Genomic DNA, 20235 nt, shown 5'->3' with positions numbered 1-20235 from the left:
AAAGAAAGCTAGTTGGGATGATGAGTACTTGATGAATATTTTAGGGCTTTACGTTCGCCAATAGTGCGTTTAACCTAGACATAATCTTATAATTGCCTTTGGTATTGTCAAACTGATAAGCCTTTCCTTTGGTCAACATCAGGTCACCATAAGTACGGTTATCGTGTTGTTCAAACAATACAGAACCTTTCAGGTCAAGGGTGTTATAAGATTGAGTACCAGTAATTTTAGTTTTAGCAGAGTAAATGGTTACATCATGAAACGTGGTGGTACTTTTGGCATGTATGCTTGCATTAATATCGGTAGTGCTATGAAATATTACATCGTGAAAAGCATCTACTGCTGATCCCCCTAATTTTGCGCTGGTTGTTGCCAACATATTAATTGTAGAGTTAACCGCATTGACTGTAGTAGGACTCACTGCTCCACCTAAAATCAGAAAATCTTTAATGTTCAAGGTTGACCCCGAAAAATTAAACGCACGAGGACCTGAAATCAAATAACGCTGCTCTTTTCCTTCATCAGAAATGCTTTCGACACTGATCGTTTTATTAATCGCGTGCAGGGTTCCCTGCCGGAAATACAAAGTGCTTTCCGAAGTAAGGTCATCTTGCAAAGTATACACTCCTTCGGCATGAATTCTTATAGGACATTTCAAGGTTTGCCCTGCCGTAGTAAGGGTATGCGCCCCTACTCCTCCCTTTAACTCTATGATATTGGTAAAAGCTATATCCATAGCCGCTGCCAATTGCAACGACCCGTAGATATATAAATTCTTGTCTTTACTACTTTGTGTCAAAACTGGACGGTGGGCAGCATTGGCTACATTGGCGTCCCATAGCATATCGCTACAGTAAGTATTGTTTAAATCAACTACTACATCTCCTCCATTTACAAAAGAAGATTGATCAAAGTGAATCCGATCAGTGGGTCCGGGCAAGCACCCCGCCGCTTGTGAAGGATTGTTTTTCAATACCCAGTTGTTTACATCCGACCAATTGTATGTGGCTGGATTTCCTCGCCCTCCAACCCATAGCAAGTCTCTGTTCATGGGAGGCACAAAAGTCCAGCCGTTGGTACCTGTATTGGCAGGCTCATCAAGGTTCAGCCCGTTTTGTAAAGTAAAGGGCAACAGTCCTGGAGTAGTACTTCTTGCCACCACCTTTTCTACTTGCATATAGTTGCTTTGAAAAGCCGCACTATTGGGCAAGTTTAAAAACAAACCATTGGTGCTAATAGCTGCGGTCCCTTGATAGGTATACACTTTGATTGGTTGGTCGCAAGTACCATTGGCAGTAAAACTATTGGTACAAGTAGCTTTACTAGCCAGGAAAAGGCTCACGCCTGGCTCAAGGGTCAGGTTTTCGTACTCGATAGCTGGTCTATGAGTAATCGTAGACTTCATAATTGCCTGCTTAATTTTAGCAGCCCCCAAGTTAGGATAATTTATCTCAATAAGTAGTGTGTGATCAGGTGTGGTTCCAAAAGTGACCTTATCGTAATTATGGTTCCCCATATAAACTCTGGTCACATCTCCCTTCAAGATATGAAGGTCAGACCCTTCAGTATCCAATGTCACCTGAGAGGCGTTTTCCATCACCCAGTAGTTCACAACAACGGTCGAGTTCTTCATATTGATGGTACGAGAGTCTCCATAGTATGACCTAAAATCATTACATTGAATATTTTTACCCTCTATATTCAAAGTCCCCTGGGTTACCCTAATGTTAGCAGTAGTGTGGACATTACTAATCGCTGTCCAGGTACCTATGTCAACAAAATTAAGAGAGACCTCATGGTGGGTGTTTGCCCCTAAATAAATTTGGTTGCCACTGCTTTGTGAAGAAAACTCTACTGTTCCTAAACCTGTGCCATTATTGTCAATAAACACCGTGTTATCATTCAACAATAGCGAACCGTTGATAATAATCTTTCTAGGAGATGAACTAATAAAAGCAAAAGACAACTTCTTCGCCGGATCCAGGTTTTGTGTGTTGAGGGTCTTACAAGTGGCTACCTCGTTAAAGTAAACGGTCACATCGCCTGGCAGTGCATCAAATATTACATCATCATCGCCTTTGGGTATGGTGGTAGGCACACCTGGTTGCCCTACGATTTCCCAGTTTGCGTGAGTATGCCACTCGGTATTATTACCTGCTCCTGTCCAGCGGTAAGTCACTTGTCCAAATGTATTGGCAAAAAATAAAGAGCAGACAAACACCAGCAGGAGATGCCTGTACTTTCTCATAGAATTATTGTATGGTAATTGAATCATGCTTTTGTTTTGTTGTTAATAAGTTATAATCATTGAAACTCCTGACTATACATACTTCTTTGATTTTCTGAACGGAAAACAAATTTTCAAAACAAAGGCAGAACCAATTCGCAAAGTACTGATTACCAAAATGCTACATAATTTGGAAGTCGTTTTTTATTATTTCATAAACAATCCACACAAGTAAAAGTAACTAAAGCTTAGTTTCACTATCTTTCCCAACTACCAGTAGAATATTAATTATTATAAATACAATGTTTACATTCTGTATCAACTAACGCCTTAAATGAACTATTCTCATGTTTGTATAGTTTTACACTCACCAACAACAAAAAACATGACTACAAAAAACCCTACACACGCCAAAACACCCGTTACTATTATCACTGGTTTTTTAGGCGCCGGAAAAACCACCTTGCTCAACCACTTGATAGCCCAACACCCCCAAACCAAGTTTGCTATTATAGAAAATGAATTTGGTGAAGTACCTATAGACAATGAGTTGGTGGTAGGTGCTGGAGACGGTATTTTTGAGCTCTCCAATGGTTGTATTTGCTGTACGCTCAATGTAGAACTGGGCAAAGTTTTGCGCCATCTTGTGGACAAGTTTCAGGACTTTGACCATTTAATTATAGAGACCACAGGCGTGGCCGATCCTGCGGGGGTAGCAGCCGCTTTTGTGTCTGATATGAAAGTACAAAACCGCTTTGAACTGGATAGTACACTGTGTTTGGTAGATGCAGCTCACCTTGAAACAACTCTGGCAAGCAACGACGATGTAGCCGCTCAACAAATTGCCTTTGCCGATGTATTATTGCTCAACAAGGCAGATCAAGTGTCGGCAAAACAACTAACCCAAATACAACAAATGGCTACTAGCATCAACCCTTATGCTCAAGTAGTAGCAGGTACTTTTGCCCAATTTAAAGGCATTGATTTACTAGCGGTCAAAGCGCACCAAACAGCCACCATAGAACAAAAAACTCAACAAATACGCCCTCTATTGCACCACCACGCCCAGTTGGTGTCGCATAGCTTTTCTTTTGACGCTCCTTTCGATGAAGACAAGTTTAAAATGTGGATTTATCAATTATTGCACATACAAAGCAAAGGCATTTATCGCATCAAAGGAGTGTTGCACTTTGCCAACAAGGAGAAAAAAATAGTATTTCAATCGGTGAAGAACCAATTTGTTTTTGAGGAGGGAAGCACTTGGGAAGAAAATCAAACGCCTACAAGCAAAATTGTGTTTATAGGAAATAGTTTGAACGAAAAAATTCTACGGCGAAGACTCCATTCTTGCTTAGATAAGTCGTATTTTGCAAAAATTTAATTATAGATAGTTTCGCAAAAAAATAATACGTACGCTATGACCAATATTGAAGTGGTTTGTATAGATGATACTAACCGACCAAACGAAGTTCCTACTAGCCGTTGGGTTAAAAAGGGAAAAAAATATCATATTGTAGAAATTGCCAAAATGATGGCTCAAGGAGGGGTATATGGTTGTAAACTTGCCGAAATAGACAACGACGACCTGGCACCTTACCAATATTTTAGATTGAGCCGTTTTGCTATTTCTTTAGGTATGTTTGACGAAGAGGAAATGTTGGAAGAGATTGATATCAGCGAACTGACAGAAGTGTTGGTGCCTGCCGAACAAACAAACACTTAAGAATGATAAAACAGCAAAAGCAGGTGAAAAAGTCTTTTGATACTATCACCTGCTTTTTTATGACTACATTCAACAATACTCCGCAGTGATTTTAGTCAAATTTAATTACTAATTACCTTCGGTGAGCTCCCTTTGGTCGGTTATCAGCCAATGATGAATTTAAAACTATTTCACTGTGTGTGTAGGCATACAGCATTGGGCTATCGACTGAATGCTGCGGACTATTGATTCAACGCACCTATTTCTTTATATTTACAAACAAGGCAAAAAACGAATACTCATTACTTAAATGTTTTATTTTCATTTCCAGATCATCGGAGGTGAGCGCCACTTGAACCAACCCAATGCCTGCACCCTTGCTTTCTCCCTCTGAGGGGGCATCACGTAATTTACGTTTATACTCACGCAATGCTTCACGATCAAGAGAGGTTACTGTTTTCCACTTATCGAGCAACAAAGGAGCTGCCTCACGCCTCACCATGTTTCCGGTAATCACCTGATAGTGATCATCGTATTGCAAAATAACCACTGTACCTACCCTATCGCGATCGCCAAAGTGGTTGACTTCTTTAGAATAATATAGTACGTTTTGGGTCAACTCCATAAAAACAGAAAACACTTTTTTTCCTACCCTTCGGCTATCCTTGAGTTTTTCTCTAATATCGCGGCTTAACTCTGCCAACAACACATCTGTTAAAGGTCCTTTGTAAGAAAGCATTAGGTTCTCCCGCTCAAGCTGCGCCTGATAAGCAAAAAAATCAAAATCCTGGTCTTCGTTGTATTGTTTAACCTGTTCTGAACTCATGAGTATGGTATATCTCTTGAAAGTTAAGGTAAATAAAAAAACTAGCTGAAAGTATCTGTTGCTCCTAAAATAAAAAAAATGACTCGATTTCTAAACAAATATGCCTTAAAAAATTATCAAACCACTCCTGATCGAGCAAAGAATTCAATATAACATATTTTTTTTAACCACCCTCACCAAACTTTAAGGCAGAGCAACATCCACCTTTTGTATGAAAAATAAACATTACAAGATTTCTCTCTTGCCTGGTCAACTGGATGTTTTTGTTATATAATTTATGATTTTGATGATCATTTTTTAAATTGAAATACCAAGGCTTGTCACCGTTTGTTATTAGTTAATCCATGTACTCAGGGCAAGTTTGGTTACAATAATCAAAAACTCATATATGTACAGAAATGAAATTTTGCCTGCCATCAAAAATGGGTTCTCACTGGAAAAATCCTGGGATGGACGTGTGATTATTATTGGCGCCGGAATAGCAGGACTTACTGCTGGGCATATCTTAGGAAAAAGCGGCATTGAATACACCATATTGGAAGCGTCGCAGGTGATAGGCGGACGAATAAGGGCACTTGAAGGTTTTGCTGACTTTCCGATAGAGCTGGGGGCAGAAGAAATTCACGGACGAAAATCTGCTTGGTACGAACTAATACAAGCCCAGCAAAAAGAGGTAATTAGTCCCATCAAATATGGTACTACCTTCTACAAAATAGAAGATAAAGTACTTAGTCTCAAAGAAATGCAAAAAGCTGAGAGCTACGAAAGGGTAGATAAATTCACGCTTAATTGGGAAGAGTACGACCACGAAGAAGTGTCAGTGGCTGATTATATAAAACGCCTCAAAGTACCCGAACAATACCACCACGTAATCAACGCCTGGTATGGCAACGAATATGGCACCTCTAACCAGCGTCTGGGAGTACTAAGTATGGCACAGGCAGACAGAAAATGGTCTTCGGGTGAGTCTAATTTTGCCATGAAGAGTGGTTGTTACAACGAAGTGCTCAAAGCCACTTTTGCCGATGTACTGCCCAAGGTGCAGCTCAATAGTCCAGTGGTGATGGTAGATACTACCAAAGAACTCATAGAGATAGACACCAAGAAAGGACAGTATACTGCCAACAAGGTAATTGTAACCGTGCCCCTGAGTGTGCTTAAAGCAGGCGATATTGCTTTTTTACCTGCCTTCGACAAAGAAAAACAAAAAGCTATAGATACTATAGGCATGGATGCAGGAATGAAAATTATTCTAAAGTTTAAAGAAAGGTTTTGGCAAGAAGATATGGTCTCTATATTTCCGGGAGGGCAAGTGCCTGAGTTTTGGGCTACTGGCATAGGCAAAGACACCAAAGACCACGTATTGACTGCTTTTGTAAACGGCGAAAATGCCGAATACTTAAGTAGTCTGGGCGAACAAGCGGTATATGTAGCACTACACGAGCTCGATGAGTTTTATGGCGAACGCAAAGCCACCAACAACCTGGTAGATAGCTATATTATGGACTGGAGCAAAGAACCGTACATTAAAGGGGCTTACTCTTACCCTGCCCTCAACTCCGAACCTGAGCGTATTAGTTTGGCAGAACCTATAGATGATAAAATATTCTTTGCTGGAGAAGCCACCAACGCCTGGGGGCATTTAGGGACTGTTCACGGGGCATTAGAAACCGGCTACCGTGCCGTGAAGGAAGTCATAGAATCGATAGAGCTTTTTGAATGATATTAACACACGCTTGCACTATATTGATATTCTCAAAAAAAATTACGACTAAAGTTTGATCCTTGGAATCTTTTCCCTGTTATTAGAACTATCAAATTTTAACAAACAAAGAAAAATGCAAAATTACTTAGTCATTATTAACCTGATTATTATCCTGGTCATTATTAACAGACCAGGGGTGAAATGGCTTTGTCAATTGTAAACATACAAAAAATTAACAAAGAGCTGTTTTTACCCACGTAAAAACAGCTTTTTTTATATCACATAGATTTAAACTATATATTAAAAATATTATAATATAATGATACACTGCGTCTGTATTTCTCTACTAATTCTAGTCATTATTATTATTCTCTACTTTAAGTGAGGAAGCAGCATTCGTATATAAAATACGAAGCCTTTCTCACGAAGAGAAAGGCTTTTTTTATAAGTAATTCAGAAATAACACACTACAAAATACCGTAAAAATGAACAGGCACAAAATAATATTTCACGATGGTGAATTTATCAATTCCCGCAATAGCCAATGTAGTATCAAGAGTCAAACATTGCATTATGGCAATGGAGTTTTCGAAGGCATAAGGGCTTATAAAACCCTGGAAGGTAGCACCGCCATATTTAAGGCAAAAGCTCACTTTGAGCGTCTCAAGCGATCTGCCGAACGCATGCACATGCCTTTCAATTATTCTACAGAAGAGCTCACCAACATTGCTTATCTTTTGTTAGAAAAAAACGAGTTAAAAGATGCTTATATCCGTCCACTGGTATTTATGGGCGAAGAAATGTCATTGGCTCCTGCCAAAACCTCTCACTTGGTAATGATGGCGTGGGCTTGGGAAAAGTACCTTGGAGATGATACCTGCCGCGTAATGTTATCGTCGTATCAACGACCCAACCCCAAAGCTTTTCCGATGGAAGTAAAATTGAGCGGAATGTATGCCAACTCAATACTTGCCACCCAAGAAGCAAAACAAAAAGGGTTTGACGAAGCTTTACTTTGTGATATGAACGGTTTTATTGCTGAAGGATCAGGGCAAAATTTCTTCTACGAAAAAGACGGCAAATTATACACTCCTCCTTTGGGCAATATTCTGCCTGGTATCACCCGCGCCACCATCATAGACCTTGCCCGCGAAAACGGCATAGAAGTTTTCGAACAACACTGCAAACCTGAAACACTCCAACAAGCTGATAGCGCATTTTTTACAGGAACCGCAAGCGAAGTAGCTGGCATCAAGTCTATAGATAACTATCACTTTCCGGTACATTGGGAAGATTCGCTGGGCTATCAACTACAGCAAGAATACCAACAACACGTAAGAAAAGAAAATTTCCAAACTTATACGATTATATAAAAGGCTACAAGGGACAAGTTTCAAGCTACAAGGGTTCTGCGATGCCCAGTAGTTCGCTCCTTGCAGCTAACAAAAAACACACGCTAACAGATAGTTTCAAACGAAGAGTTATGACAGTTTTGAACAAATACAGCCGAAGAATTACTCAGGATGTGACCCAACCAGCCTCTCAAGCAATGCTGTATGGCATAGGGCTGACTAAAGACGATATGAGCAAGCCTCAAGTAGGCATAGTAAGTACTGGTTATGAGGGCAATACCTGCAACATGCACCTCAACGACCTGGCCTTGGAAACCAAAAAAGGTACTAAAGAAGCAGACTTGGTAGGGTTGGTATTCCACACTATAGGTGTAAGCGACGGAATATCTAACGGTACCGAAGGAATGCGTTTTTCGTTGCCTTCGCGCGACATTATCGCTGACTCTATAGAGACTGTAGTGCAGGCTCAATGGTACGATGGGGTACTTGCTGTAGTGGGTTGCGACAAAAACATGCCGGGAGCTATGATGGCGCTGGCGCGTTTGAACCGCCCTGGATTGCTTGTTTACGGTGGAAGCATCAGGTCGGGCTGTCACAAAGGTCAAAAACTCAACATTGTATCTGCCTTTGAAGCACTCGGACAGCGTTTTAACGGAAGTTTGAATGAAGAAGATTATCAAGGAATTATCCAGAATTCGTGCCCTGGCGCAGGGGCTTGTGGCGGTATGTATACTGCCAACACGATGGCAACAGTGATAGAAGCTATTGGGTTGGGTTTACCTTATGGAGCCTCTAATCCCGCCCAAAGCCCTGAAAAACAACAAGAATGTATAGATGCGGGCAAAGCTATGAGAAAGCTGCTCGAAGAGGACATCAAACCCCGCGACATATTGACCAAAAAAGCTTTTGAAAATGCCCTGACAATGATCATGGTCATGGGGGGCTCTACCAATGCAGTGCTGCATATGATTGCCATTGCCAAAGCTGCTGAAGTGGATCTAAGCCTGGATGATTTTCAACGTATCAGCGACAAAACTCCTTATTTGGCAAATCTCAAGCCTAGTGGTAAGTACTTGATGGAAGACTTGCACACTATTGGTGGCACTCCTGCTGTAATGAAACTATTGCTGGACGAGGGATTGCTACACGGTGATTGTTTGACCGTAACAGGCAAAACGCTTGCTGAGAATCTTGCTGACATTGCTCCGGTAAAAGACGATCAGGACGTACTATTCCCAATAAACCAACCCCTAAAGCCTCAGGGACATTTACAGGTGTTATTTGGCAACCTGGCCACACAAGGTGCGGTAGCCAAGATTACGGGCAAAGAGGGAGAAAAATTTGAAGGCACCGCCAAGGTGTATGACGGAGAGTTTGAGGCTATCAAAGGTATTCAGGACGGAGAAGTAAAAGCTGGGCACGTGGTAGTCATTAGGTACGAAGGCCCCAAGGGTGGTCCAGGAATGCCTGAAATGCTCAAGCCTACCTCTGCAATAATGGGTGCCGGGCTGGGCAATAGCGTGGCATTGATTACAGATGGCAGATTTTCGGGTGGTTCACACGGTTTTGTAGTGGGACACGTATGCCCCGAAGCTCAGGAAGGTGGCTTGATTGCCTTGCTCAAGGATGGCGACCGAATCACGATTGATGCGGTAGACAACCAAATGGTGGCGCACTTGTCGGAGGAAGAAATAGCCCAACGACGCGCCCAATGGCAGGCACCAAAATCGCGCTTTACCCGTGGAATTTTAGGCAAATATGCCCGCACTGTTTCATCGGCCTCGGAGGGCTGTGTAACGGATGAATAGGCTAGTCGGGAGTAGATAACCTGTAGTTGGGAGCTGGTTTACTTAAGAATTTTCAATTAAGAAATAGCTCTTAGCTTCAGAAGCTCCTGACTCCTGACTACTGACTATCAACTAATTTAAAACAACAAACCCCATGAATGCACAAGCTCAAAAAGTAGCTACTCCAGCAGGAGAACAATCCCATACCAGCCCCCGAAAGGTAAGCGGAGCCGAAGCGCTCATATTATCGTTGCTTGCCGAAGGTGTAGATACCATTTTTGGTTATCCGGGAGGCGCCATTATGCCAGTATACGATTCTTTGTATCATTATACCGACCAGGTAAACCATATACTAACCCGCCACGAACAGGGTGCTACCCATGCGGCTCAAGGGTATGCTCGTTTGGCAAAAAAAGCCGGAGTTTGCTTTGCTACCTCAGGTCCAGGTGCTACTAACCTCATCACAGGCATAGCCGATGCACAAATAGACTCTACTCCTTTGGTGTGTATTACCGGGCAGGTGGCAAGTCACTTGCTGGGCAGTGATGCCTTTCAGGAAACCGACATCATAGGCATATCTAACCCAGTGACTAAGTGGAATTTTCAGGTAACTCGTGCCGAAGAAATACCTGCTACTATAGCCAAGGCATTTTACATCGCCCAAAACGGACGACCTGGACCGGTATTGATTGACATTACCAAAGATGCGCAGTTTGGTGTGCTTGATTTTGAGTATAAAAAATGCGAAAAAATAAGGAGCTACCGCCCCGTTCCTCAACTTAACCAAGGACAGGTTTTGCAAGCCGCTCAACTCATCAACCAAGCACAAAAACCAATGATATTGATGGGTCAGGGAGTATCACTTGCCGAAGCAGAAAATGATTTGCAAACCTTTGTAGAAAAAACCGGGATTCCGGTAGCCAGTACTTTGCTTGGGCTATCGTCGTTTTCTACCCATCATCCTTTGTATGTGGGCTTTTTGGGTATGCACGGCAACTATGGACCCAACATAAAAACCAATGAGGCTGATTTACTCATTGCTGTAGGCATGAGGTTTGACGACCGGGTAACTGGCGATTTGAGCCGCTACGCCCAACAAGCCAAGGTGATACATATAGAGATAGACCCTGCCGAAATAGACAAAAATGTAAAAGCAGATGTACCTGTCATAGGCGATGCCAAAGAAGCTTTGCAAGCCTTGTTGCCTTTGGTAAAAGCACGCTCTCATCAAGATTGGCTCAAAGAGTTTGATAATTGCCAAAAGGTAGAAAACGAAAAAGTGGTAAGCAAAACCATGCAACCCAGTACACCCAAGCTAAAAATGGCTGAAGTAGTACAGGCTTTGTCTGACCAAACTAAAGGCAAAGCGGTGATAGTAACCGATGTAGGGCAACATCAGATGATTGCCAGCCGCTATTATCAGTTTGACCAACCCAATAGCAATATTACTTCAGGTGGTTTGGGTACTATGGGGTTTGCCCTACCTGCAGCAATGGGTGCCAAAATTGCTCGTTCCGACCGCGAGGTAGTCGCGATCATAGGCGATGGGGGTTTTCAGATGACTGCCCAAGAGTTGGGTACGCTGATGCAATACCAAATACCGGTCAAGATGATCATTTTAAATAATAGTTTCTTAGGAATGGTTCGTCAATGGCAAGAGTTGTTTTTCGATAGAAGGTATTCGTTTACCGAAATGGTCAACCCCGATTTTGTAGCACTTGCCAAGTCGTTTCACATTGGTGCCCAAAGGGTAGAAGAAAGGAACCAACTTGGCGAGGGTTTACAGAATATGCTGGCTCACCAAGGCTCGTTTTTGCTGGAGGTGGTGGTAGAAAAAGAAACCAATGTTTTTCCGATGGTTCCCACCGGAGAAAGTATATCTAATATTCGCTTGGAATAAATGCTTGCTTAAAACACCCAACTTATAATGATGAACGGTTAATTTTGTATCAGTTGTGTACAAAGAAAAGCTGTAAATTAGCATGTAGAATTACTACTGTTATCCAGCTGTTTCAAAGCAAGCACAGTTTAAAATTATTTATTTAAATACTGCTATACTAAGATGAAAGTGATTTTAGGATTTACAGGATTGATTAATGTTGGTATTCAGGCAATTAGTCAAAATCCAACCTCAAAACCATTTTTGTTTAAGCATAATAAGCAGATGTAAAAGGACAAGCTCCTATTTAACCAATGATTCATCTCTAAAAATTAACTCATTGATTTTCAGAAGACTAAATATGAATAATGGAACAAGAACAATTTACTGTAACGGTTTTTTCCGAAGATAATATAGGTTTGCTCAACCGAATCACTGACATATTTACCAGGCGAAAAATAAACATAGACAGCCTGACAACTTCTGCTTCGGAAACCGAAGGAATCTTTAGGTTTACGGTAGTAATATCCACCACGTTGGCCAATGTAAAACGCATTGTAAAACAACTGGAAAAACAGGTAGAAGTATTAAAAGCTTTTTACTACGATGAAGAGGACATTATTTTCCAGGAGGTAGCCTTATACAAAATATCTACCCAGGCATTGGCGCAAAGCAAAGCAGTAGAAAAAATCATCCGTGCCAATTATGCCCGCATCCTCACCGTAGAGCCAGAATTTATGGTAATAGAGAAAACCGGGCACGAATCGGAAACTCAAGATTTGTTTGAGCAACTGAAGCCTTACGGTATTTTGAGCTTTGTACGCTCAGGCAGGGTGGCTATAGCCAAGCCAATGAAACGGCTAAGTTCTTACCTTGCTGAGTTGGGGCAGACGCTTTAGAATAATTACGAATGAGCGCAACGCTTTTTAATTACGAATTATTCAATTACGAATGACGAATGAGCGCAAAGCGACACTAAAAAACTATGGTCTACGGACTCTGGACTAAATTACGAATTGTTCAATTACGAATTACGAATGAGCGCAAAGCGACACTAAAAAACTATGGTCTCTGGTCTCTGGACTCTGGACTAAATTACGAATTGTTCAATTACGAATGACGAATGAGCGCAAAGCGACGCTAAAAAACTATGGTCTACGGACTCCCAACTAAATTACGAATTGTTCAATTACGAATTACGAATGAGTGCGAAGCGACGCTAAAAAACTATGGTCTACGGACTCTGGACTCTGGACTAAATTACGAATTATTCAATTACGAATGACGAATGAGCGCAAAGCGACGCTAAAAAACTATGGTCTACGGACTCTGGACTAAATTACGAATGAGCGCAAAGCGACGCTAAAAAACTATGGTCTACAGACTACCGACTCTGGACTAAATGACGAATCGGTTTGAAGTAACTATGGTCTACGGACTCCCGACTCTGGACTAAATTAGCTATGATCTAAATAACTAAAACACATATTTTTTTTTAGAACTAAGGGGCTCATTTAGCTCCTAAATAAAGTACAAAAGTTATGGCAACAATCAATTTTGGCGGTGTAGACGAAACAGTAGCTACCCGTGAAGAATTTCCATTATCTAAAGCAGTAGAAACGCTTAAAAATGACACTATAGCCATCATAGGGTATGGAGTACAAGGACCAGGGCAGGCATTGAACCTGCGCGACAATGGTTTTAATGTGATTGTGGGACAACGCAAGCCTTCTAAGTCGTTTGACAAAGCCGTGGCCGATGGCTGGGAAGAGGGAGTAAATTTATTTCCTATAGAAGAAGCTCTTGAGCGCGGTACAGTGATCCAGTATTTATTGTCAGATGCCGGGCAAATTGACTTGTGGCCTACGGTTAAAAAGTATTTGACTACTGGCAAAACCTTGTACTTTTCGCACGGCTTTGGGGTAACTTACCATGAACAAACGGGCATAGTACCTCCTAAAGATGTTGATGTTGTGTTGGTGGCACCTAAAGGTTCTGGCACCAGTTTGCGTCGCATGTTTGTAGAAGGCAAAGGCTTAAACTCAAGTTATGCTATATACCAGGATGCCACCGGAAAAGCTAAAGAAAGAGTAGTGGCTTTGGGTATAGGCATTGGTTCTGGCTACTTGTTCGAAACTACTTTCGAGAAAGAAGTATATAGCGACCTTACCGGAGAAAGAGGGGTATTGATGGGAGCGCTTGCTGGTGTAATGGAAGCCCAATATGAGCTATTACGTCGCAAGGGACACTCTCCTTCTGAGGCATTTAACGAAACTGTAGAAGAATTGACCCAAAGTTTGATCCGCTTGGTGGCAGAAAATGGCATGGATTGGATGTATGCCAACTGCTCTACTACCGCTCAACGTGGTGCGCTCGATTGGAAAGATAAATTCAAAGTAGCAGTAGAGCCCGTATACGAAGAGTTATACGAAAGTGTAGCGTCGGGCAATGAGGCAAAAATCACAATTGAAGCCAACAGTAAGCCTGACTATAGAGAAAAGCTGGAAGAAGAGCTTTCTGTCATTCACGAGTCGGAAATGTGGAAAACCGGTGCCGTAGTACGCCAACTACGCCCCGAAAATCAGCCAGTAAAAGAAGAAACAGAGGCGTAATTTTTTACACCTGTCAGGTTTTTTAGTGCAGTCGGTAGGCTTTTAATAAAACAGCTTTTTATACCTGCCAGGTTTTGAAAACCTGGCAGGTATAGGCTAGTAAGCTTTTAAAATACTTGACGCAAATATTAAATTTCAATTGCCTATACTATAAAACCTGACAGGTATAATTCACCAATGAGGTCAACTCTCAATAAAAAACACCTACCCATTATGGAACTGGACAACCCGACCGATGTCATGGTATCGGTCGTAAACATACAAAAAGCCCATCAGGTACTCAAAGAGGTGGTATACCATACTCCACTGATGTTTAACCACTTGCTGTCAGAACGTTATCAGGCAAAAATTTACCTGAAAAGGGAAGATTTGCAAAGTGTTCGCTCTTATAAAATCAGGGGGGCTTACCACAAAATAAGCAGCCTGAGCAGAGAAGAACTTAAGCAAGGAATTGTATGTGCCAGTGCGGGCAACCACGCCCAGGGAGTAGCCTATGCCTGTCAAAAACTGAAGGTAAAAGGCACTATTTTTATGCCTTCACCTACTCCTCGTCAAAAAGTAGATCAAGTAAAAATGTTTGGTAAAGAATGGGTAGAAGTATGTCTTTGTGGCGATACTTTTGACGATGCTTACCAAGAATCGGTCACGTTTTGCGAACAAAACAAACAAGTATTTATTCACCCTTTTGACGACCCCAAGGTAATCGCCGGACAAGGCACCGTAGGGCTCGAAATACTCGCCGATATACCCGAAAAACCTGATTTTGTAATTATGCCCGTAGGTGGTGGTGGGCTTGCCTCAGGGGTGGGTAGTTACATCAAACAAATCAACCCTGATACCCAACTAATAGGCGTAGAACCCGCCGGAGCACCTGCTATGCAACAATCGCTAGAGCAAGGCTTTCCGGTGACCCTGGCAGACATAGACAAGTTTGTAGACGGAGCCGCGGTACAAAAAGTAGGCAAGCTTACTTTTGAAATATGCCAACAGGTGCTCAATAGGGTAGAAACCGTGCCCGAAGGTAAGGTGTGCACTACCATACTAGAACTATATAACCAACAAGCTATAGTGGTAGAACCTGCTGGGGCACTTACTATAGCCAGCCTTGAGCAGCTCAAAGACCAGATCAAGGGTAAAACTGTGGTGTGTGTGGTGAGCGGTAGCAACAACGACATTACCCGTATGGAAGAAATCAAGGAGAAGTCGCTGCTGCACGAAGGGCTCAAGCATTATTTCCTGATCAACTTTCCTCAGCGGGCAGGCGCTTTGCGCGAATTTTTGCTCAATGCTTTGGGCGAAAAAGACGATATTACCCACTTTGAATATATCAAGAAACACAACAAAGAAAAAGGTGCAGCTGTGGTAGGCATAGAGGTTCCCACCGCTCAAGACTATGCGGCACTCATCAAACGCTTTGAAAAAAACAAGGTACAATACCAATTGCTCAACCAACAACCCGAATTGTTGAGTTTTGCGGTGTAAGACAGTGAACAAACCAACGCTTTTTCTATTTTTACCTTTTCATGAAAAAGCTACTCTTATATATTAGACAGTTTTGGCAAGAAGCCGGCAACCTGCCCTACCTTTTGATGATGGGCAGTTGGCTGGCTTTTGTTATGTGGGCATTTCACCTGCCTTTTGACCAGATGTCGCGCTTGCAAGGGCTTATTTTTCAGGCCATTGCCTACCTTATCACTATCATCTTGGCAGCCTGGGGGCAACGTTTTTTTTACGCCCAAGCCATCCAACAAAGACACCTTTTTTGGCGCTGGATCACCCTTGCCCTGGTCGTGTTGCTCATTCGCAAAGGCTTTGTATACCACCGGGTATGGATCAAAACCCAAGTACCCTTTAGCCTGCAATACATTGCCGAACAATTGACGGTTTACAGTTTTCGTGTACTCACCTTTGCCCTGCCAGTTTGCCTTATTTGGTACTTTTTCGACCGCAAAAACGAACCTCGTTTATACGGGTTCTCTACCAAAAAATTTAGTCCCCTGCCCTACTTACTACTGCTGTTAAGCTTTACTCCATTTATCTATTGGGCATCTACTACTCCCGGCTTTTTGCTGCAATACCCTATGTACAAATCTAATTTTGCGGCTGCCTACCTCAAAATACATGCTTGGATTCCGATGTTGTCTTTTGAGGCATTATACGGCATCGACTTCGTCTTTGTAGAAGTGTTTTTTCGGGGTTTTCTCATCATTCTCATTGGTAGGTACCTGGGGCCTCAAGCCATTATTCTTGCCGCCAGCATATATTGCCTTTTTCATTTGGGTAAGCCCGTAGCCGAAACCGCCAGCTCATTTTTTGGTGGCATGTTGCTAGGCATTTTTAGCTACTATAGCCGTTCTATTTATGGGGGCATTATTTTGCATTTGGGGGTGGCGTATATGATGGAACTGTTCGCTTTTTGGCAAGGGGGGTAAAATGCCAAGTTGTTATATGTAAATATTTTATTAGCGCAAGCCAGTCAAGAGTGTTGCCTAATAGATGGCCTTCAATTGGTTACAAAAAAACAGGCCAGCGACAATGCCACTGACCTGATAAATACTGAGAGTTATTCAGTAATTGTACCTTATTTAACAACAAATCGTTTGGTAGTGGTTATTCCGTCTTTAGTTACACGCATCAGGTAAATGCCCGCAGGTAAACGCTTTACATCAAACTTTTGATTCATTGCTCCTGCTTGTCCTTCCACAGTCCGACGAGCCACTTCTCTACCTTGAGCATTCACAATACTTATGCTCACTTTGGCCTGTTGGTTCAACGTTATTTTTACGTTGGTAAACTCAGTAGCCGGGCTGGGAAATACTACCGTGGCGTTGTTCAACTCAAGGCTTTTGGCAGCAGTATTGGTAAAACCACTCGCCAAAGAAGATCCCCCAATATTGACAGTGTAATCTTCAGTCTCACCATAAGCAAACTCTCCACAAGCAGCAGGGGCAGTATTGTACTTCATAGATACCCTCATACGGGTTGCTCCTAGTTTGGCCGAAGCTGGAATGGTAATCGTACCAGATACTGGAGTATCTTGAGTAGACAACTTCGCAAATACTTGCTCACCTGCATCATCAAAATCACCATCCTGGTTCAAGTCAATCCACACCCCATAAGACTCATTATAAGTGCTGCCAGTTGGCCAGGCAGGTGTAATAGTAATGGTAGTGGGTGAGTTAAGTGCTACACCAGTACTCATGGCGGTAAAATCAGAATAACCATTACCTCCGTCTGAGGTGTTGTTGATAGCACCAAATACTACCTGGCCAATGTGTTCGTAATGTACACTGTTTGCCTTAGACACACAATAAGTGGCCGGAGGGGTAGTAGTGTCGCCATCTACTTTTATATTGTCTATAGCAATATCACTTTGCCAGCCATTGCCAGTGCTTGCTCCGGTAGTAGCTGTAAAACGAAGCGATACACTGTTGCCTTTATAAGCTGTCAGGTCAATTGATTGGCTCAACCAATTGTTACCCTGATCGCCTGACTTAGTAAAAACCTGTGTCCAGGTGGTGCCATCGGTGCTTACTTCAAGCTTTAGGTTGTTTACCTGAGTGCCATACATGTGGTAGTCAAAACTAAAAGTAGGATTGTTGAGTGCGGCAATGTCAAAACAAGGACTCACCAAAGTAGCTGTTTTACTTGGAAAATTAGGACTAGATGCCTCTACATACATATAAAAATCTCCATCGCTGGCAGCACCAGGACCAGTTTCATTTGAAGGAGTACTACCACTTTTGCGCGTCCAGTTAAGATCGTCAGAGGTAGCCTGAGTCCATTTGCCTAAACCCGACTCAAAGCTTTCGCCATAAGGAAACACTGTTACACAAGTAGCCGGAGGAGGGGGAGTTCCATCGTCATAAGCTGCCCCTACACCTACTGCGTAAAAAGCGTTGGTTACTTGAATTTCTTCGTTAGACCCCTCACCATACAAATCTTTCACCGCCTGAATACCCGCAACACGGGCATCAGCATATTGAGAGTTGGCACTTAGGTAAGTAGAAAGCATACGATAAGCTACTTTACCTGCTTTTTCAATGGTAATCCCACTTACGTCAAAGCTGTCACCGTTGTCGTTGGTACCCGACTTACCCTCCGACAAAATATGGAACCAGTGATTTAGTACACCACTGTTATAGTGTACGCCACCATTGTCGCCAGCCCCTGTATACCAGTGAGTCCCTTTGTAAGTATCAGGGTGATTTTTGGCATTAGGATTCGCCATATCGCGGATGTGTCCAATATCTTCCCCCATCAACCAACGGCTTTTGTTAGGAGAAGCCTCCGCCTCTACGGCTGCCCCAAAAATATCGCTGAATGATTCGTTCAAGGCACCCGATTCGTAAGAATAAACCAAGTCAGCAGTAAAGTCAGTCAACCCATGGGCAAGCTCGTGGGCGGTAATATCAATGGTAGTCAGTGGAGAACCATTGCCATCGCCAAATCGCATCATTACATAGGCCGAGCTGTACTGGGCATTGAACCAGTTGTTACCAGAATGTACCAAAGCACGCAATAGTCGCCCATTGTCGTCAATACTGTTGCGGTTGTGGTTGTTTTTAAAATAGTCGTACGTTTTTTCATACGCCCAAAAAGCCGACATACCCGCCGCATCTTTAGCTGCATTGTCCCACTCGCCAGCCGTCCAGTTATTGTCATTGTCAACAAACTCGGTAGCCCCGTTAAAATCCCAATTTTGATTGTTATTTGAGTTCTTTACGTGAATACCATTGCCACGGGCATCATCATACAATCTATACCCATTATTATATGCTTGAGTAAAGATGGTTTGGTTGCCATCATACAAAGTAATAGTAGTACCTTGACTAGCCAACGGCTTTTTTACTTTGTGGGCGTGCTTTTTATGGTGCTTGTGCCCTTTGATAAAACAAGAGCGAAGCAATGGGTTTTTCAACAATGTTTTACCTGTGTGCGCATCTATAAATACCTCAGTATGAGATTCAGGCGCGATGATCACAAAACGGTAAGCCAAGTGCGCCTTGCCATCTTTGCCAATATAATCGCGGCAAACTACCAACTCTTCTTTACCCAGTTGGGTATAGTTTTTTACCCCGGTAGCCGCTACTGCTTTTTGCAAAGCAGTGCCTTTGTTGACTGATGGCGTGATATTTAGGTCTCCTATTTTCAAAAAATCACCATTGATTACCTTTACATAGCCATTCTGCGAGTGTACTGCATAAGTAGATTTAGCTACCCTGATGCCTTTATACGCTTGCTGATATTTGATGTGCTGAAAGCCAATGTTGTCTGTCCAGGCGTTGGTTTTTATCAACCGGTCGTTGTTGGTCATGCGTAACTCACTTTTTAGCAGAGTTTCAACCTGACCACCACTTGAGCGGTATGCCTGTTGGTTAAAAGTTTTGAACTTGGGAGGCTGTTCGTTCTTTTGTGCATAGGCTTGATTGCCTATTGGTGCAACCAGCAGCAAAACCAGGGCTACCAGCCAAAAATATATCTTTTTAGTCATTGTGTAATATAATTGTGTTATAAAATTAGGTATGGCTCAAAGGTGAGGAAAAAGAGGGAAAATACAATGTTTGAGGGGTAAGCTTAAAGTATACACCTGACCGTTTTGAACAAATATTAAGTATACAAAAAGTAAACAAAGGAGATAGACGATCGCTTGTGTAATTTTTTAGACACTTTAATAATTATTCAACTATAAATATAGTAATAGAACTTTGTAACCCTTATGTTAAAAAATAACACCTAGGTTAATTAACGCAAATATTAGCTTTACGTATCAGAAACACACAAAACAAATAATAAAAGTATTTAATCAACTATAATAAAACTTTATATTGTTTACTTGTAAATTTCCATATTTTATACTGTATAAAATCAAATAATCATCACTCAAATCTTATTTTCACTGAAAAATATATTTGTGGAATAATCAATAAATGCATTAATAGTAAGATCACTTTTTTTGATAGTAATACTTTTATCAATTTCTTCAAATGTAATAAAAATAAAATATATTCACAAAAAACAAGAAAAAACTAATAATATAGGTCAATTGTTTTATTTTTTTTACACCATATAAACCTAAGTAAAATCAATTGTCAACACAGGAAAATATCACAAAAACATACTAAAAAAAGCCCTGTCCGAATAA

Annotated in this window: 13 protein-coding genes; 10 read left to right on the top strand and 3 right to left on the bottom strand. The window is 41.8% G+C overall.

What is annotated here, in order from left to right; genetic code table 11:
- Positions 1 to 40 precede the first annotated feature (40 nt).
- Positions 41 to 2248 (bottom strand): hypothetical protein, encoded by a 2208-nt coding sequence (locus Q0954_RS20635; RefSeq protein WP_299459759.1) that lies wholly within the window; start codon positions 2246 to 2248, stop codon positions 41 to 43.
- Positions 2249 to 2612: 364 nt separating this feature from the next.
- Between Q0954_RS20635 and Q0954_RS20630 the strand changes: the two genes are divergently transcribed.
- Together Q0954_RS20630 and Q0954_RS20625 are read left to right on the top strand one after the other, a co-directional pair.
- Positions 2613 to 3608: a GTP-binding protein gene (locus Q0954_RS20630; RefSeq protein WP_299459756.1), complete on the top strand. Its 996-nt coding sequence runs from the start codon at positions 2613 to 2615 to the stop codon at positions 3606 to 3608.
- Positions 3609 to 3644: 36 nt separating this feature from the next.
- Entirely contained in the window at positions 3645 to 3950 is a 306-nt protein-coding gene (locus Q0954_RS20625) for a hypothetical protein (RefSeq protein ID WP_299459753.1), read from the top strand.
- A gap of 238 nt (positions 3951 to 4188) precedes the next feature.
- On the opposite strand, the gene Q0954_RS20620 is transcribed toward Q0954_RS20625, so the two are convergent.
- Complete coding sequence (locus Q0954_RS20620; protein WP_004155941.1) at positions 4189 to 4755, bottom strand: SiaB family protein kinase; 567 nt, start codon at positions 4753 to 4755, stop codon at positions 4189 to 4191.
- Between the two features lie 388 nt (positions 4756 to 5143).
- Between Q0954_RS20620 and Q0954_RS20615 the strand changes: the two genes are divergently transcribed.
- The 8 genes from Q0954_RS20615 to Q0954_RS20580 all read left to right on the top strand — a co-directional run bounded on the left by Q0954_RS20615 (position 5144) and on the right by Q0954_RS20580 (position 16522).
- On the top strand, positions 5144 to 6478 hold the full coding sequence (locus Q0954_RS20615; protein ID WP_299459747.1) for an NAD(P)/FAD-dependent oxidoreductase: 1335 nt from the start codon (positions 5144 to 5146) through the stop codon (positions 6476 to 6478).
- A gap of 467 nt (positions 6479 to 6945) precedes the next feature.
- Positions 6946 to 7833, top strand: coding sequence for a branched-chain amino acid transaminase (locus Q0954_RS20610; protein ID WP_299459744.1), 888 nt, complete (start codon positions 6946 to 6948; stop codon positions 7831 to 7833).
- A 110-nt stretch (positions 7834 to 7943) separates the two neighbouring features.
- Positions 7944 to 9620 (top strand): dihydroxy-acid dehydratase, encoded by a 1677-nt coding sequence (gene ilvD, locus Q0954_RS20605; protein ID WP_299459741.1) that lies wholly within the window; start codon positions 7944 to 7946, stop codon positions 9618 to 9620.
- A gap of 133 nt (positions 9621 to 9753) precedes the next feature.
- Positions 9754 to 11499 carry a biosynthetic-type acetolactate synthase large subunit gene (gene ilvB, locus Q0954_RS20600; protein ID WP_299459738.1) on the top strand — a complete coding sequence of 582 codons (1746 nt, stop codon included), beginning with the start codon at positions 9754 to 9756 and terminating at the stop codon, positions 11497 to 11499.
- A 347-nt stretch (positions 11500 to 11846) separates the two neighbouring features.
- Positions 11847 to 12377 (top strand): acetolactate synthase small subunit, encoded by a 531-nt coding sequence (gene ilvN / locus Q0954_RS20595; RefSeq protein ID WP_004155927.1) that lies wholly within the window; start codon positions 11847 to 11849, stop codon positions 12375 to 12377.
- 642 nt (positions 12378 to 13019) lie between these two features.
- Positions 13020 to 14090, top strand: a complete 1071-nt coding sequence (gene ilvC / locus Q0954_RS20590; RefSeq protein WP_299459727.1) for a ketol-acid reductoisomerase — start codon at positions 13020 to 13022, stop codon at positions 14088 to 14090.
- Between the two features lie 213 nt (positions 14091 to 14303).
- The gene (ilvA, locus tag Q0954_RS20585) at positions 14304 to 15572 is read left to right on the top strand and encodes a threonine ammonia-lyase IlvA (RefSeq protein WP_299459724.1); all 1269 of its coding nucleotides are present in this window, start codon (positions 14304 to 14306) and stop codon (positions 15570 to 15572) included.
- A gap of 41 nt (positions 15573 to 15613) precedes the next feature.
- Complete coding sequence (locus Q0954_RS20580) at positions 15614 to 16522, top strand: CPBP family intramembrane glutamic endopeptidase (RefSeq protein ID WP_299459721.1); 909 nt, start codon at positions 15614 to 15616, stop codon at positions 16520 to 16522.
- Between the two features lie 149 nt (positions 16523 to 16671).
- Here Q0954_RS20580 and Q0954_RS20575 read toward each other — a convergent pair whose 3' ends face one another.
- The gene (locus Q0954_RS20575) at positions 16672 to 19584 is read right to left on the bottom strand and encodes a M4 family metallopeptidase (RefSeq protein ID WP_299459718.1); all 2913 of its coding nucleotides are present in this window, start codon (positions 19582 to 19584) and stop codon (positions 16672 to 16674) included.
- Between the last annotated feature and the right edge of the window lie 651 nt (positions 19585 to 20235).

The sequence above is a fragment of the uncultured Microscilla sp. genome (genome assembly GCF_947493425.1).
Classification (GTDB): Bacteria; Bacteroidota; Bacteroidia; order Cytophagales; family Microscillaceae; genus Microscilla.
This window is presented reverse-complemented; position numbering and strand designations above follow the sequence as displayed.